We start from the raw sequence: 17,384 nt of genomic DNA, 5'->3' as shown, positions 1-17,384 counted from the left end.
CTTTTTTAAAATGCATATTTATATAATCCATAATACAATGGAAGCGTTGGAATAATGCCAATTAATTTAAATATAAAAGGTAATGGCTCATCTCGCTCTTCATATAAACGAAAAACAAAAACTGCAGTTAAAGTCCAACTGACGCTAAACAAGAAGATACATTTCCAAACAATCGAGGTTAATATTTGTATATCAAATACAAAACCAAAGAGCCCTATCGAATAGAACTCTTTTTGCCCAATATATTACTTTTGTGTATAACCAAATAACAATGTAAATAAATTGAGCCGTAAAGGCAATAATACATCTCTTCTTTTAAACAGAAAGTTTATAAATACTGACGATACTTCGACAATTTCCTCGGAAATATTTCCTTTCCCCACATAATTTGATACAGTACACATGAATAAACACTTGTATTACATAAAGTGAAACTTTAATCAGTGGGGGTTTTGTTCCTCCCCACTGATTATTAGTTGAACCAATCGGGCTTTTACGGGCAGTTGATCTCACAACTAACTTCTTTACTTCCACTGAATTTTGAGGTGGGGATCTTACTGACCGTTAATGCGGGATAAACTAAAATAATAACTTACTGTACAAATTAAAAAGCACACTCTTCATATGAAGAATGTGCTTTTATGTTATTAACGTTTAATCCAAACAGCGCCTGCCGATTTATCTTCTGCCTGTCCAACAACTTGGAATTTAAGTCCAAGGTTTGGAACTTTTCTTCCTGCGTCTGCAATTTGCTTGTTACTATATACTTTTGAATCATCAAAAGTTGTAACACCTTGTAATCCAGAATAGTTAAACTGACCACGTGTTAATGAATTTACACTCCATGCTGGTGTTTTATCAAATGAAAATGCTGCATCTGCAATTTGCATGCCTGTATTACCGTATGCTGGTTTTCCGTTTAAATTACCAACTAGCGCTTCTGGATGAGAATCTACAACACCAAGGAATCCTTCACCTGGATGCACCCCAACCCAGTTATCTTTGAAACTATCATCTGCATACCAAACGACAAGACCTGTATTATACACTGGACCTTTTCCTGCTTTTAAACCATTATCTGATCCCGCATAATTTCTCCACTCTAAGTAGTAATAATGAGCTTTCTTCTCTGTCCCATCAGAAACAACAAAACCATTTAAATTCATTTTAGACTGTCCTTCTGCATCATCAGAAAATACAACTTGTCCATCAACAGTTACATTTACATTGTCCATCGCAAAACCTTTATATGTTACAGCCGGATCTGTAATATAGTCGAATTGTAGTTTCACTTTTTTGCCTTTAAATTGACTTAAATCATATGATTTATCAATCCATTTCCCATCTGTTGTATCTTTATCTCCTTGGACTACTTTTTCCCCAAGTCTATCAATTAATGTTTTCGTTCCATCTTCTGTTACTGCATGTACTTCGACGAAATCGCACTCTGCTTCTAACTCATAATTTGCTTTATAATCGAATTTTGCATTTGTTCCCTTTGTTAAATCAAAGAATGGTGTCTCTAACGTTGTATGCATATCATCGCCTCTTGTACTATAATATGCATGCTTTCCAAACTCCGGTTTAATCGTTTCAACACTTTTACCTGGTAAGTTAACACGTACAACGCCTGGACGATTTGATTTCGTAACACTTTGATCAATATAGGTAGGAACTCCCACACCACTCTTAATTTTATCGTAATCTACTTCTAATATTTTTGCCCAGTTGCCACCCATATTCTTTTGTAAGAAGTCTTTATTTTGTGGTGAAAAACTAGTCGGCTCTGTTCCTGCGATTTTCCCTGTCCAACTACCTCCACTCATTAATGACCAAGCTTCGACTGGTGAACCATTTCCAGTATATTTCGTGTCATATTCATCTGGTAATCCAAGATCATGTCCAAATTCATGTGCAAACACACCTACAGCTCCATCTTCTGGTTCAATTGTGTAATCATGTGCTGCTACTTTACCACCAAAGTAATCTACCTTTGATTTCGTACCTTCAATCGCTACTGGATCTACTGCTAATTTTGAACGATGTGACCAGATCGCATCATCACCTAATTTACCGCCACCAGCTTCTTGACCAACACCAGCATGGATTACCATTAAATGATCAATTACACCGTCAGGTTCATTTTGATTCCCGTCCCCGTTTGTATCATATCTATCAAATTGATCAAACTGAGATAAATCTAGTCCTTTCTCAGCAGCTGCATGCAAAGCTTCTTTCACTAAATCACGTGCACCCTTTGGACCTTTATTATCGTGACCACTGCTACCATCAGCTCCATAATCAGATGCTTTTCCTGGAACAGTTAGCCACTCCGTTACATATCCATCTGTCGTATAACTACCACCAGACTGCTCTTCATAGTATTGTTTAAACGTTTTTACTTTTGAACCATCAAATAAAGTATACGGCTCATTACCGAACAACATCTTTTGATAATGTTCTCTACTAAAGTCTTTCGAATACATATAACCTGGTGTTTGATCAATATTATTATGTTTATAATCACTAAATTCAACGAGTAACACTAATACTTTATCCGATCGAACAGATCCCTTATATGGAGCTTGCTTTGCTTTTGAAGTTGGAACTTGCCCATTCAATTGCTTTTTATTTGGTTCTGGCTTTTGCTCAAGGCTAACATTTTTTTCAGCCTTTTTTACATTTTCCTTTTCTTCCATCTTTTTCTCTTTTACTTTTTTTGTGAAATCAGATGTTTCTTGTGAGTGAGCATCTGGAAGAATTTCTTTATTCGCCTGATCTCCTTGTTTCTTTTCAATATATTGCTCAACAGCTTTTTTCGTCTCTTCTTTAGAAGATGCTGGATTAATTGTTCCTCTTTCTTTCAGAGCTTCCGCTAAACGATCTTCTTGAATTAAATTGTAATCAATTGGTGTTGTAGATACACTATCTTTCTCTTTTGCTACCGTTTCTGCATATGCTAACGGAGCACTCATTACAGATGTACATCCGATAATTGCCGCAATTGCTAATGATGACAACACTTTAAATGGTGCTTTTCTTCTCATTCCATTTCTCCCCTTTATAAAACTTAAAATTCAGATAAATCGGTGCATTTTTGTCCAAATCTCTGTTTACTACCCTCCCTATATAAAAAGACATAATTCTATAAACATTAAGCTTTTTGTTATAGAATCATGCCCTCCAGTTTTCTGGTCAGACCCTCTATCTTTTTATCCCTTGGTTCAATTAATAATCAGTGGGGGGATGAACAAAGCCCCCACTGATTAAAGTTTCACTTTATGTCGAAATATTAAAAATAAAGAGTTATGTGATATATATTAAATATCTTATATAACAAATTTAAAAGACAATATGCAAAATTGCATGAAAATTCTTTTAAATAAAAAAGAATCCTAGTCAATTAAACTAGGATTCTTGCTTTTCTATTATTTCTCTTGTGTTTTTTCCCAATCAGCTAAGAATTTCTCAATTCCTTGATCTGTTAATGGGTGCTTCACTAATGAAGCAATTACGTTTGCTGGGATTGTTGCAATATGTGCACCGTTTAATGCTGCGTCAGTTACGTGAACGCTGTGACGTACAGATGCTGCGATGATTTCTGTTTCGATACCATGAATTGCAAAGATTTCTGCGATTTGACGAATTAAATCCATACCGTTATGACCGATATCATCTAAACGACCTAAGAATGGTGAAACGTACGTTGCACCAGCACGAGCAGCAAGTAATGCTTGAACTGCTGAGAATACTAATGTAACGTTTGTACGAATTCCTAAATCAGAGAACGCTTTTACTGCTTTTAAACCTTCTGTTGTCATTGGAACTTTTACAACAACGTTTGGAGCAATCTTCGCTAATTCTTTTCCTTCTTCAATCATTTTATCAGCTTCTAAGCTAATTACTTCTGCACTTACAGGTCCTTCTACAACGTTGCAAATTTCACGAATGCGCTCGTGGAAATCTACGCCTTCTTTTGCTACAAGTGATGGATTTGTCGTTACTCCAGCTAATACGCCTAATTCATTTGCCTCTTTAATTTCGTTAATGTTTGCTGTATCAATAAAGAATTTCATTTGTTGTTCTTCCTTCCTAATTTTCATTTTATATTTATTTATTTTTCTTAATAAGCTCTAATTCAATCGGAATAGATTTGTCCACTTTTTTACCTTGTGTTATCTCTTTTGCTGTTTGCATCGCCTTCTCTCCGATTAATTCTGGTTTTTGAGCGACTGTTGCAGCCATACGCCCATCGTTAACCGCTTTCACAGCATCTTCTGTTGCATCAAATCCAACAACTACTACATCTGTTTTTCCAGCAGACTTCAATGCTTCAAGTGCACCTAATGCCATCTCGTCGTTATGAGCAAACACGGCTTTAATATCGCTATTTGCTTGCAAAATGTTTTCCATAACAGATAATCCTTTCGCTCTATCAAAATCAGCCGCTTGTTTGGCAACTACTTTTAAAGACTTATCGGCTACGTTATGGAATCCTTTCCCACGTTCACGAGCAGCAGACGATCCAGGGATTCCTTCTAACTCAGCAACGTTTGCTCCTTCGCCGACTAATTCACGAATGTAATCACTAGCCATTTGACCACCTTCGATATTATTAGATGCAATGTGAGAAACAACCTTACCTGAATTCGCAACGCGGTCTACTGTAATAACAGGAACATTTGCTGCGTTTGCTGCACTTACTGCTGAAGCAACAGCATCTGAATCGGTCGGATTAATAACAACTACATCGACACCCTTTTGAATTAAATCTTCGACATCGTTCGTTTGCTTTGCTGCATCATTTTGCGCATCAACAGCAATCAATTCGATGCCACTATCTTTCGCTTTCTTTTCTGCCCCCTTTTTCAAAGTTACAAAGAAGGGATTATTTAAAGTTGAAACAGAGAATCCAACTTTAATAGTTTTATTTCGACCTTTATCGCTAGAATCCTTTGCCCATTCTGGCGGTTCCATTGAACAACCAGCAGTAATGACCATAATACATGCAACGAGTATAAGTAACCATTTCTTCATGAACTGTCCCTCCATTACGCTTCTTTTCTACGATCAATTAATACAGCTAATAAGATTACAAGTCCTTTTACAACTTGTTGGAAGAAAGAAGATACACCTAATAAATTTAAACCGTTATTTAGTACGCCGATAATAAGTACACCGATGAATGTACCAACAATCCATCCTCTTCCCCCAGAAAGACTTGTTCCACCTAATACAACTGCTGCAATTGCATCTAATTCATAAGAAGTACCTGCAGTCGGCTGTGCAGAATCTAATCGTGATGTTAAGACAATACCTGCAAGCGCTGCCAAAATTCCGGAAAGACCGTAAATCATTACTTTAATTCTCGTAACATTAATACCTGATAGTGCTGCTGCTTCTTCATTTCCACCAATTGCAAATGTACGGCGACCAAATGTCGTTTTCTTCAAAATGAAGTACAGTACTGCGAAAGCGATCATCATTGTAACAGCGGGTACCGGAATACCAAGAAAATAACCGCGACCAAACATTTGGAACATTAAATGATCACCAAGACCAGTGATCGGACGTCCGTCCATATAAACAAGCGTCAACCCACGAAAAATAGTCATTGTTGCTAAAGTTGCAATAAATGGAGCTACTTTTCCTTTCGCAATGATGATACCGTTTACAATTCCCATTACAAGACCTGCTAATAGTCCAACTGCCATTGCAAGGAACGGATCCATGCCACTTGCCATCATTCCAGCAACAAGTGCACTTGATAATGCTAAAATAGAACCTACCGATAAGTCAATACCCCCTGTTAAAATTACGAAGGTCATTCCAAATGCAATAAGCGCATTAATCGATACTTGACGCAGTATATTAAATAAATTTGGAATTTCAATGAACGCTGGATTTAAAGTTGTAATTACGACGATAATTAATACTAAACCGATTAAAGAACCGAGTTGTTGTAATACATTCCCCTTCTTAGCCATCCTTACTCTCCCCCTGTAGCTAGTGCCATAATAGACTCTTGTGATGCCTCATCTTTCCCTAAAATTCCGCCGACTTTTCCTTCATGAATAACAAGAACTCGATCACTCATCCCTAAAACTTCCGGAAGCTCAGATGATACCATAATAACGGCATCGCCTTGCTCTGTAAGCTTATTCATAATAGAGTAAATTTCTTTTTTCGCTCCAACATCGACACCTCTTGTTGGCTCATCTAAAATGAGTAATTGCGGATGAATGCCTAGCCATTTTGCGATTACAATCTTTTGCTGATTTCCACCAGAAAGAGATTTCACTGCCTGCTCTCCGCTAGATGCTTTCACATTAAGAAGCTTCATCATATCCTCTGTAAACTGTTGTTCTAGCTCATTGCTTAGAACACTTCCCTTTGAAAGATTTTCTAAATTCGGTAAAGCTAAATTTTCTCGAATTGAAAAATCTAACACTAATCCTTCAGACTTTCTATCTTCTGTAATGAAAGCAATTCTTTGTCTAATTGCATCTATTGGACTATCAATCTTTACTTCTTGTCCATTTATAAAAATTTGTCCAGAGTCTAAAGGTTCATAACCAAATATCGCTTTCATAATATCAGTGCGACCAGCCCCCATCAAACCAGCTACACCAAGGATTTCACCTTTCCTCACTTGAAACGAAACATTTTCAAATTTCCCTTTCTTCGTTCCATTACGCATTTCAAAAATGACATCACCAATTTGACTATTTCGCTCTGGGTAACGTTCACCAATGCTGCGCCCCACCATCATACTCACTACTTCATCAAATGATGTTTCTGGAATTAATCTCTTTCCTACGTATTCTCCATCACGCAAAATCGTAATAGCATCACATATTGAGAAAATCTCTTCCATACGATGCGAAATGTACACGAATGAAACACCTTCTTTACGTAACTTATTGATTACTGTAAAGAGCGTTTCGATTTCACGATCCGTCAGTGCCGCAGTAGGTTCATCCATAATAATAACGCTCGCGTTTGTCATTAATGCTTTCGCAATTTCGATAATTTGCTGTTGTCCAACCGATAATTCCTCTGCTAACATAGCGCCTCTTACATGCAGCCCTAGCTCTGCTAGTTGCTGCTGCGCAATCGCGTTCATTTGTCGAGTGCGTAAAATACCTGTTTTCCCATACATTAACTCTTTACCGAGAAACATATTTTCAGCTACTGTTAAATTCGGCAATATGTTTAGTTCTTGATGTATAAATGCGATGCCGTACTCTTCAGCTTCTTTCGCATTTTTAAAGGTGCGCTCTTGCCCATCAATCTTGATTGTCCCACCATCTTTTTTGTATACACCTGTTAAAATCTTCATGAGCGTTGATTTACCCGCTCCATTTTCCCCCATCAATGCATGGACTTCTCCTGTTTCAATCATAAACTGTGCATTCTTCAAAACAGGATTGCCATTGAACGCCTTTGAAATGTTTTTCATTTCAATATGCATTCCCATCACTTCCCTTTATTAAAAAATCACGCCTGCATGTAAAATTACATTTGCATAAGGCGTAGCCTCGCCTGTACGAATAATTGCCTTCGCTTTCTTTGTATTCTCTTTAAATTGTTCATGAGATACATACTCAAATGCTGGCTCTATTAATTTCCGTTCGATCTCTTTATTTACTTCCGCATTATTTATAATGACTTCTTCTGCTAACGTCACTTTTTCGATTGCCATATCATCAGCTACAACTTGTAACACCTCTAAAAAACTCGGTTTTCCAATCTCAACAGCTAAATCAATTCGTTTTACTCCGTCAGGAATTGGTAAACCGCAATCAGCAATTACAACCGTATCTGTATGCCCAAGTGAAGCAAGGACTGCCGCGATTTCACTGTTTAATACACCATGCTTTTTCATCCAACAATCACCTGCACTTCACGTACTCGATCTCTCGTTGGCATACCGCCCTGTGCCCCAAGTTTCGTTACAGAAAGACCACCGGCAATATTCGCGAAACGAATTGCTTTTTGAAGTGTCTCTCCTTCAGAAAGTGCAACTGCTAACGCACCATTAAATGTATCACCAGCTCCAGTTGTATCCACTACATCAACAGCAATGCTAGGAACATGTACAATCTCTGTTCCATTATGGAAACGAACACCGTTAGAACCTTCTGTCATCAATAATTTATTTGGATACTTCGCCAATAAATCTTCAATTGGTGATGTAAAATCATCTAATACGATGCGGCACTCATGTTCATTTGGCGTAATATAAGTTGCTTTTTCTAAAATTTCTTCTGATAAAACTTGTGCTGGCGCTGGATTCAACATAACAGGAATATTATGTTCCTCACAAATAGCCAATACATATTTTACTGTTTCAAGTGGAATTTCTAGTTGAAGAACAACCATATCCGCTTTTACAAGAAGGTCTTTGGAGCGATCTACAACTGACTTATTTACAAGAGCATTTGCCCCTTGTACGACAACAATACTGTTATCTTCTTCTGCTAAAACGATATGAGCAATTCCTGTCGTTCTATCTGTAACCGGTACCACATAATCGATAAAAATGCGTTCGTTCTCTAAATTTTTTCTAACTACTGTTCCATAATCATCATTTCCTACCGCTCCAACCATTGCTACATTTGCTCCTAACCTAGCTGCAGCAACTGCTTGGTTTGCCCCTTTCCCTCCTGGGATTGTATGAAACGCTTCACCAATTACTGTTTCTCCTGCTTTCGGCCGTTTTTTTGAAACAGCCACTAAGTCCATTGAAATGCTTCCTACTACTGCAATATTTGGCATCTGTTTCATCTCCTTACTTCGTTGTATTTCGTTCTATAATTTCAATTGGCAAACGATAGTGTTTCTCTTCTAATGTATTTCCTTCCATTTGCTCTAACAACAACTCTGTTGCAATTTTCCCCATTTCATATATCGGTTGTGCAACTGTTGTAATAGATGGATACATCATTTCCGTTAAAGAAATGCCATCAAATCCGATAATTTGTAAATCATCTGGAATGGCAATCCCCTTTTGAAGTGCAGCCTTTACAATACCAATCGCAATTAAATCATTCCCAGCAACAATACCATCAATATGCGGGTATTCTTCTAATAATTCCATCGCTACACGCTCACTATTTGCTGGCTCAAACGTACTCTCCGCAATCATATACGAAAGATTATTTTGCGTAATAACGTCTACAAAACCTTCAAAACGTTCATTTGCAGTACTCACATCACGTGGTCCGCGAATATGTGCAATATGTTTACATCCTTTATCTAGTAACAACTTTGTCGCAGCCTGACTTCCTGCATAGTTATCTGCATATACAGTAGGAATACGCTCATTAAACATACGGTCAATCGCAACAACCGGAACAGATAAATTCATGTAATTAACACTATTTTGTGGATTCGTTGCTACAATAAATCCATCTACATTATTTTGTCTAAGTACATCAATGTATTGTTTCTCTTTTTCTAAACTTTCATCAGAGTTACAAAGAACAACTGTGTAACCTTGTTTATGTGCTACATCTTCTACGGCACGTGCAACTTCTGGAAAGAACGGATTCACGATATTCGGAACAACTAAGCCAATTAAACGAGACTTTTTATTATACAGTGAACGCGCTACTGTACTAGGCTTATAATCTAACATCTCTATTGCACGCTCTACCTTTTTTAATGTATCTTCATGAACATATCCATTTTTATTTAGAACTCTGGAAACGGTCGCAACAGATACTCCCGCTAATTTCGCAACGTCTTTAATCGTACTCATTCTCTTTTCTCCTCGTTTCATGTAACCGTTTACAGAAAATAATATAACGTATTTCTAAAAATACGTCAATCATTTCTCACTAAAAAGCTTTTAAGGTTATACTCAAAAAAGCACCGCCATAAGGCGATGCTTCTTCATTACGAGTATGATACAGTTTTTTCTTTTTCTTCAACAGCAGGCTCTTCAGCATCTTTTTTACGATCTGATAGTTTAATTTTTTGTAAGAAAATCGTAAAGATGGCACCTACTACGATAAATACTAATCCTGTTAAGAATACAGTATGAAGCGAGTCTACTAAAGAGTTTTTCAAAATAGGTACAATGCTGTTAGCAAACGCTTCTGGCATTTGTTTTAATGCCTCTGGGCTAAATAGCATCGAATATAAACCTTGTGGATCTGTGTGAATCATATCTTTAAATTTCGTTACCATTTGTCCCGCTTCTTTCGGGAATGTATCTAATACAGGTACTAATTTATTTGTTAACGTTGTACCTGAAGTGTTATTCATAATTGATCCTAAAATTGTAATACCAAATGTTCCACCAATTTGACGGAAGAACTGACTTGATGACGTTACGACACCAAGGTCTTTTTTCGGGAAGCTTTCTTGTAACGCTAATGTTAATGTCGGCATTACAAGACCCATTCCTAAACCGATAACCATCATATAAGAAGTAGCTGTAAGCTTCGTTGTGTGCATATCCATCGTTGTTAATAACCAAAAACCACCGGCCATAATAAGCATACCCGCGATAATTTGTGGTTTTACACCAACTTTTAATACAAGTTGCCCACCGATAATACTCATTACAATCATTGTAATCATCATTGGAGTCATAATTGTTCCTGATTCAGCAGCACTTACTCCTACAATACCTTGCATGAAGAATGGTACGAACATAATCGCGCCGAACATTCCAATACTCATAAAGAATCCAATCGCATTCAGTATTGTAAATGTGCGATTTTTAAAGAAATGCATTGGTAAAATCGGCTCTTCAGCTTTCGTTTCAACAATAACAAAGCTAACGATACCAATTACAGCTAGTGCGAATAAACCGATAATTTGCCAAGAATCCCATGCATAATCTTTTCCGCCAAACGTTAGCGCAAGTAATAAACTTACAACACCTAGAATCATCGTAAAGATTCCAGCGATATCAATTTTAATTGGTCCTGTTTGTTTATGTGATTTTAATCCCATTGCAATAAAGATTGTTGCTAAAATACCAACCGGTAAGTTAATGTAGAATACCCATCTCCAGTTCACTGCATCTACAATCCAACCACCAACTTGCGGTCCAATTACAGAAGCAAGACCGTATAACGCACCAAAAATACCTTGCCATTTCGCACGTTCTTTTCCCGTGAACATATCTCCAATAATAATCATAGCCATTGGCATCATAATACCGCCACCAAGACCTTGAATACCACGGAAAATAATTAATTCTGTCATACCATTCGCCATACCACATAACGCCGAACCAATCATGAAAATAACTAGCCCTGTTATATATACGTTACGACGACCAAGTAAATCCGCTAATTTACCTGCAATTGGTACAACTGTCGTTGATGTTAACATATAAGCTGTTGTTAACCATGTCATTAAACTTAATCCGCCTAGGTCACCGACGATACGTGGCATTGCTGTACCAACAATTGTTCCATCTAATGCAGCAAATAGCATCGCGATTACTAAACCGATTAACAACAACTTTCTATTTTGATTTTCTTGTTGCTCCATGTAATCTCCTCAATTCCTCTTAGTTATTCTCTTTTTTCTCTTGTGTCCCGCAAATAATGGTTTCTAACTTCTCAAAGAGACGTAATAAATCTTCTCTTTCTTGCAACTCTAAATGTGAAAAGTATTTTGCAATATGCTCGTTGCGAGCTGTCATTGCCTCTTCTACTCTAGCTTTCCCCTTTTTCGTTAACTCGATGATGACAACACGACGGTCATCTTTGTCGTGATAGCGTTCTACAAGTTCTTGATCGATTAGACGATCAATCATCACTGTAATCGCGCTAGGCTTCACATACATCTTTTTTGCTAATGTTGTCGCTCTTGAAGCCCCATAATGATCTAAAATCTTTAAAATATAAAACTGCGGTGGTGTAAGTCCTGTTGCTTGCATTTGTTCTAATAACTCCGTCTGCATTTTCTTTCCAATCGAAAAGGCAAGAGCTTGAATTTTATCGATATGCGTCATATCATTTGGCATGTTATCCACCTCTTATTTAAACAATAAAATATTTAACGTATTTAAATATTAATCCCGCGAACAAAATCCGTCAATACTTTTATTCATAAAAACGTTTACATTTTTGTCACAAAGTTGTATAATTTTCGACGAAGTTAATATTGACAGTCACGGAGAAACGGAGTACACGGCTATGAATCATAAAAAAGGAAACTTTTTTATATTTCATGGCCTTTTTATATTCTCTGTCTTAAAACGCTTCGAATTAATTAGGGGAGGATTTTCATTTTATGTTTTTCACACAATTATTTAAACCTGCGCCCCACGCGGAACGCTTACCAGCTGATCGCGTTGATAGCGAATACCGTAAATTACGTTTACAAGTATTCTTAGGTATCTTCATCGGTTATGCAGGCTACTACTTTGTTCGAAAAAACTTTTCACTAGCAATGCCATACTTAATCGAGCAAGGCTTTAGTAAAGGGGAACTTGGGGTTATCCTTTCAGCAGTTTCTATTGCTTACGGATTAAGTAAATTTCTTATGGGTATCGTATCCGATCGTTGTAATCCTCGCTACTTTTTAGCAGCTGGGCTATTTTTATCAGGTATCATTAATATTATTTTCGGCTCATTTTCTTTCATTACAACGAGCATTATACTTATGTTTGTACTTCAGTTTTTAAATGGATGGGTACAAGGTATGGGATGGCCTCCTTGTGGTCGTACGATGGTTCACTGGTTCTCTATTAGCGAACGTGGTACAAAAATGTCTATTTGGAACGTCGCTCATAATGTTGGCGGAGCGCTTATGCCTTCCCTTGTAACATTAGGCTTATACTTCTTCGCAGATGACTGGAAAAGTATTTTTTACTTCCCAGGTATTCTTTCAATTTTAGTTGGTATTTATGTATTAATTACGATGAAAGATACACCTCAATCTTGTGGACTACCTTCTATTGAAGAACATACTGGGGAATATCCACCAGATGAAAAAGTAAAAGATCGCGAACGCGAACTTTCAGTAAAGGAAATTTTATTTAAATACGTATTAAACAATAAGTTTTTATGGTACATCGCTATTGCGAACGTTTTCGTATATTTCGTACGTTACGGCGTTGTAGACTGGGCTCCTACTTATTTAGTAGAAGAAAAAAGCTTTACTCATAGTAGCTCACGTACTGCTTACGCTCTATATGAATGGGCCGGTATTCCAGGTACACTTCTTTGCGGATGGATGAGTGATAAACTATTTAAAGGACGTCGTGCACCTGCTGGTATTCTATTTATGGTTGGTGTATTTATCGCAGTTCTTGTTTACTGGTTAAACCCTCCTGGTAATCCAATGGTTGATAGTATCGCACTTGTCGCAATTGGATTTTTAATTTACGGACCGGTTATGTTAATTGGTCTACACGCTCTAGATTTAGCACCAAAGAAAGCTGCTGGAACTGCAGCAGGCTTAACTGGATTCTTCGGTTACTTAGGCGGAGCAGCTTTCGCTAGTGCAGCTATGGGCTTTATCGTAGATGCATTCGGATGGGATGGCGGATTCATCTTATTACTTGCATCTTGCGTACTTGCAATGTTCTTCCTTGCTCTTACTTTAAATACAGGGTCAGTAAAATCAAAACAAGCTTAAATAATATATAACAAGCATAAAAATAGCTCTTAGCATTTACATACATGCTAAGAGCTATTTTTTATTTTCATTGCTGTTCCTACTAATGATAACAACCCATTCCTTCCCTACTATAAGATTAAAAAATTTGATGAAACACCTTTATTAAAACGGCTAACGTAACAGATGCAGCAAATCCCCCTAAACAAATAAGACTGACACCTTGGCTATATGACAAATTTTGAAATGATTTCATTACTTCCATCCTCCCTATCTCCCCTTTGATACTTTTATTTTACCAATGGGAAAAATTTCATAACATCGATTTCTCTAACAACTAACTTACAAATTTGTAAGTTAACATCTTTTCAACTTATATATCTAGTATTTCCACAAATAAGAGTCATTTATACATAAAAAAAGACCTCAGTTATACTAAGGTCTTCGTTACATTCTATTTCATTTTACAATCATCACTGGACATTTCACACGCTTTGCTATTTTATGACTTACACTTCCCAGCACCATTTCTTGCAGTGTATTGAGCCCTCTACTTCCAGCAATGACAAGATCTATATCTCCTGTATTCACATATTGAACAATTGTATCTCCAGGATCACCATGTAATATCGTAATTGTATAAGAAATGTTCTCTTTCTTTAATAAACCTTCAATCTCTTTTAATTTATCTTTTCGACTAGCTGATATTGTTTCTAAATCTGTTTGACCTTGTATAATATCTGATTTTGCCGTTCTATTATCTACTACGTACACAACTTCAACATTTGTTTCTTCGCTACATTTTGCAATATATGTTGCATGTTCCGCTGCTCGAAGTGCATGTTCAGAACCGTCACATGCTAATATAATTTGTTTGTACATATGCTGAATCCCCTTTTCGTTATCCTACTCGTATTATATAATAAAGCCCCCTAAAAAGGAGGCTTTTAACTAGCAATTCTTTTATTATAAGTAGCTAAATTTGCAACAAGTTTTGAGCTACGTTCATTTAATCCTGTTATACTTACTTTCACGCCACTTTGTTCATATTTCATAATAACTTTATCAATTGATGCCACTGCCGAATCATCCCATACGTGCGCATGAGTAAAGTTCATTTCGATTTCTTTTATATCTTCATCCAATGAAAAAGCATTTATAAAATCTGCTGTAGATGCAAAGAAGAGTTGACCGTGAATTTCGTATATTTTCTTATTTTCAATATATAAATGTTTCACGTGAATCTTTGCCATATTGAATGCAAATAAAACCGCACTAATTACTGTTCCGATAATTACACCTAATCCCAAATTATGAGTGATAAGAACGACCACGACTGTTACGATCATGACGAATGCGTTCCCTTTTGGCACTTTATGAATCGTTGCTACAGAGTTCCAATCAAACGTTCCGATTGAAACCATAATCATAACTGCAACTAAAGCTGCCATCGGAATATGAACGACATAATCTCCTAAAACGAATAGTAATACGATTAAAAATCCGCCCGCTACAAATGTTGATAGGCGACCTCGTCCACCTGATTTAATATTAATAACAGATTGACCGATCATTGCACAACCTGCCATTCCTCCGAAGAAACCAGCAACAATGTTTGCGATCCCTTGTCCGCGTGCCTCTTTATGCTTATTACTTTCCGTATGCGTCATATCATCTAAAACTGAAGCTGTTAATAATGATTCTAGTAAACCGATAATTGCAAGCATAACTGCATAAGGTAAAATAATCCCTAATGTCTCAAGTGTAAAAGGCACGTCAGGAATACTAAAGAACGGTAATTCTTTCGGCAGGCTTCCCATATCTCCTACTGTTTTCAACTGTAATCCGCTCATAAGTGCAATACTCGTCACAATAATAATTGAAATAAGCGTAGAAGGTACAGCCGTTGTAATACGTGGAAATAAATATATAATTGCAAGTCCTAATACAACGAGTGCATACATTTGCCAAGTTGCATTTTTAAAATGTGGCAATTGCGCTGTAAAAACTAAAATTCCAAGTGAATTTAAAAAACCACTCATAACAGATTTCGGAACAAACTTCATAAATGAGCTCAGTTTGAACACGCCAAAAATAATCTGGACAATACCTGTTAATATTGTTGTAGCAAATAAATATTGCAAACCATGATCTTTAACAAGCGTTACCATTAATAATGCCATTGCACCTGTTGCAGCTGAAATCATTCCAGTTCTTCCGCCAACAAATGAAATGGTAACTGCAATACAAAAGGCTGCGTATAGTCCAACTGTCGGATCCACGCCTGCAATAACAGAGAAGGCTATCGCTTCAGGGATTAACGCTAAAGCAACGACAATTCCTGATAACACGTCCCCTTTCACATTAGAAAACCAGTCATTTTTTATCGTTTGAAACAAAATATCACTCCTCTACTCCTTTATAATTTGATTTTCTCCATAAGAAAATCTAGCCGACTGCACGAAAGCTATTATATAACGAGTAGAAGATTTTTTGCTATGTAAAAGTTTCCTAAAAATGATGTTACCTTCGTAGCTTCTTTTTTAGGAAACTTTAAATATACTATCACCTATTGTTGATTTAACGTACAATGATTTCGGATTCTACAGTATGTCAAATGAAGAAAACTTTGTTTGGATGGATGAAAAATGCACATGTAATTTAGTTCATTTAAAGTTCTATAGATATTTCCACTTCATATATGAGGTTTAGTTTGGATAGTTTAGGGTTAGAGGAGTTTATACTAATTTAATGAAAATAGTAAGAGCACTCTTTCGAGTGCTCATTTTATGCAGATACAGTTGCTTTATCCTTACGGAATATACCCATTAACCCACCGATTAATAGTAATACGCCTGGTAATAAGTAAATTATAGAAATACAAATAAATCCACCGATAGCAGCCACAGTCATCATAATACCGCCAACCTTCGCTTTACTTCTTACCATAACAGATCCAACAATTCCTAAGATTGATAGAGCCACAGCTCCCCAACCTAAACCAATAACAGTATTTGCTCCATCAGCTTCAAAAGCAGCTCCCATACCGCCGATCAATAAAGCAACAAATGCACAAATAATACCAAAAATACCTCCAATAAGACCTAATACAAATTCAGCTGTTCTTTTCATTTCAATCTCTCCTTATTTAGCAACTTCAAATTCAAATTTCACTGATTTCTCGTCAAATGTAAATGTAGGTTTAAATGTACCAACAAACTTATCGCCTTCTGGTACATCAAATAACATTTTGTTTGTAATTTGGTTACCTGGCGCAATATTTTCATTTATAAACGTATTTTCCCCACCAAAGTACTCTTTGAATTGGTTGCCGTTAGTATCAGCAATTTTTAATTCAGAAGTTCCAAAATATATATCTTTTTTGCCATTATTTTTAGCGTTAAAAGCGATTTCTAGTACTTTCCCTTTTTCAGCTTTTACGTATTCGTTAGGCTCAACGAATTTAGCTGAACTGAAAGTAAGTTGTAGACCATTAACTTCTACAGTATCTCCAATTTTATAAATCTTGCTTTCAGCTTTTTCCTTTTTATCTTTCTTTTCAGCCTGTTTAGGAGCATCGTTTTTACTCTCTTCTTTAACTTCAGTTTCACCACAAGCAGATAAACTAAAAGCAAGTGCACCTGTTAAAGCAATAGTACCCAATTTTTTATACATTCTTTTTCCTCCGATTATGTAAAATGTAAGATTTTCGAAACTATCATAACAGAAACAGTTACAACTTTTTTGTCATATTTTGTCGAGGAAAATAAAAAAAGACGCTATATCAGTAG

The 17,384-nt window shown here is 36.5% G+C and carries 16 protein-coding genes and 1 pseudogene; 1 reads left to right on the top strand and 16 read right to left on the bottom strand.

Annotated features, from left to right (window positions below):
* Positions 1 to 5: 5 nt before the first annotated feature.
* The 11 genes and pseudogenes from MR136_RS21785 to MR136_RS21735 all read right to left on the bottom strand — a co-directional run.
* Positions 6 to 218, bottom strand: a pseudogene (locus MR136_RS21785) (hypothetical protein); the annotation flags it as partial.
* Between the two features lie 429 nt (positions 219 to 647).
* On the bottom strand, positions 648 to 3,047 hold the full coding sequence (gene inhA2, locus MR136_RS21780) for a M6 family metalloprotease immune inhibitor InhA2 (RefSeq protein WP_001252986.1): 2,400 nt from the start codon (positions 3,045 to 3,047) through the stop codon (positions 648 to 650).
* A 381-nt stretch (positions 3,048 to 3,428) separates the two neighbouring features.
* Positions 3,429 to 4,076, bottom strand: a complete 648-nt coding sequence (gene fsa / locus MR136_RS21775) for a fructose-6-phosphate aldolase (RefSeq protein ID WP_000667670.1) — start codon at positions 4,074 to 4,076, stop codon at positions 3,429 to 3,431.
* Between the two features lie 34 nt (positions 4,077 to 4,110).
* Entirely contained in the window at positions 4,111 to 5,037 is a 927-nt protein-coding gene (rbsB, locus tag MR136_RS21770; protein ID WP_000758976.1) for a ribose ABC transporter substrate-binding protein RbsB, read from the bottom strand.
* A 14-nt stretch (positions 5,038 to 5,051) separates the two neighbouring features.
* Positions 5,052 to 5,987 carry an ABC transporter permease subunit gene (locus MR136_RS21765; protein WP_017673721.1) on the bottom strand — a complete coding sequence of 312 codons (936 nt, stop codon included), beginning with the start codon at positions 5,985 to 5,987 and terminating at the stop codon, positions 5,052 to 5,054.
* Positions 5,988 to 5,989: 2 nt separating this feature from the next.
* Complete coding sequence (gene rbsA, locus MR136_RS21760) at positions 5,990 to 7,474, bottom strand: ribose ABC transporter ATP-binding protein RbsA (RefSeq protein ID WP_000546778.1); 1,485 nt, start codon at positions 7,472 to 7,474, stop codon at positions 5,990 to 5,992.
* Positions 7,475 to 7,492: 18 nt separating this feature from the next.
* On the bottom strand, positions 7,493 to 7,888 hold the full coding sequence (rbsD, locus tag MR136_RS21755) for a D-ribose pyranase (RefSeq protein WP_017673722.1): 396 nt from the start codon (positions 7,886 to 7,888) through the stop codon (positions 7,493 to 7,495).
* Positions 7,885 to 8,781: a ribokinase gene (rbsK, locus tag MR136_RS21750; protein WP_001132865.1), complete on the bottom strand. Its 897-nt coding sequence runs from the start codon at positions 8,779 to 8,781 to the stop codon at positions 7,885 to 7,887. Before rbsK ends, rbsD begins: the two co-directional genes overlap by 4 nt.
* Positions 8,782 to 8,794: 13 nt before the next feature.
* Positions 8,795 to 9,766 (bottom strand): ribose operon transcriptional repressor RbsR, encoded by a 972-nt coding sequence (rbsR, locus tag MR136_RS21745; RefSeq protein ID WP_000104051.1) that lies wholly within the window; start codon positions 9,764 to 9,766, stop codon positions 8,795 to 8,797.
* 137 nt (positions 9,767 to 9,903) lie between these two features.
* Positions 9,904 to 11,517 (bottom strand): MDR family MFS transporter, encoded by a 1,614-nt coding sequence (locus MR136_RS21740; protein WP_000437647.1) that lies wholly within the window; start codon positions 11,515 to 11,517, stop codon positions 9,904 to 9,906.
* Positions 11,518 to 11,536: 19 nt separating this feature from the next.
* On the bottom strand, positions 11,537 to 11,995 hold the full coding sequence (locus MR136_RS21735; protein ID WP_001132365.1) for a MarR family winged helix-turn-helix transcriptional regulator: 459 nt from the start codon (positions 11,993 to 11,995) through the stop codon (positions 11,537 to 11,539).
* A 269-nt stretch (positions 11,996 to 12,264) separates the two neighbouring features.
* Here MR136_RS21735 and glpT point away from each other — a divergent pair, with 269 nt between their 5' ends.
* Positions 12,265 to 13,614 (top strand): glycerol-3-phosphate transporter, encoded by a 1,350-nt coding sequence (glpT, locus tag MR136_RS21730; RefSeq protein ID WP_000466385.1) that lies wholly within the window; start codon positions 12,265 to 12,267, stop codon positions 13,612 to 13,614.
* A 118-nt stretch (positions 13,615 to 13,732) separates the two neighbouring features.
* On the opposite strand, the gene MR136_RS21725 is transcribed toward glpT, so the two are convergent.
* The 5 genes from MR136_RS21725 to MR136_RS21705 form a co-directional block, all read right to left on the bottom strand.
* Positions 13,733 to 13,849 carry a DUF4027 family protein gene (locus tag MR136_RS21725; RefSeq protein WP_000834733.1) on the bottom strand — a complete coding sequence of 39 codons (117 nt, stop codon included), beginning with the start codon at positions 13,847 to 13,849 and terminating at the stop codon, positions 13,733 to 13,735.
* 203 nt (positions 13,850 to 14,052) lie between these two features.
* Positions 14,053 to 14,475 (bottom strand): universal stress protein, encoded by a 423-nt coding sequence (locus MR136_RS21720; RefSeq protein ID WP_000277999.1) that lies wholly within the window; start codon positions 14,473 to 14,475, stop codon positions 14,053 to 14,055.
* Positions 14,476 to 14,540: 65 nt separating this feature from the next.
* On the bottom strand, positions 14,541 to 15,992 hold the full coding sequence (locus MR136_RS21715; protein ID WP_000487893.1) for a SulP family inorganic anion transporter: 1,452 nt from the start codon (positions 15,990 to 15,992) through the stop codon (positions 14,541 to 14,543).
* Positions 15,993 to 16,380: 388 nt separating this feature from the next.
* On the bottom strand, positions 16,381 to 16,725 hold the full coding sequence (locus tag MR136_RS21710) for a DUF4064 domain-containing protein (protein ID WP_000831286.1): 345 nt from the start codon (positions 16,723 to 16,725) through the stop codon (positions 16,381 to 16,383).
* Between the two features lie 12 nt (positions 16,726 to 16,737).
* Complete coding sequence (locus MR136_RS21705) at positions 16,738 to 17,268, bottom strand: DUF4352 domain-containing protein (RefSeq protein ID WP_017673724.1); 531 nt, start codon at positions 17,266 to 17,268, stop codon at positions 16,738 to 16,740.
* Between the last annotated feature and the right edge of the window lie 116 nt (positions 17,269 to 17,384).

It is taken from the genome of Bacillus cereus group sp. BfR-BA-01311, from assembly GCF_022664295.1.
GTDB classification, from domain to species: Bacteria; Bacillota; Bacilli; order Bacillales; family Bacillaceae_G; genus Bacillus_A; species Bacillus_A cereus.
This window is presented reverse-complemented; position numbering and strand designations above follow the sequence as displayed.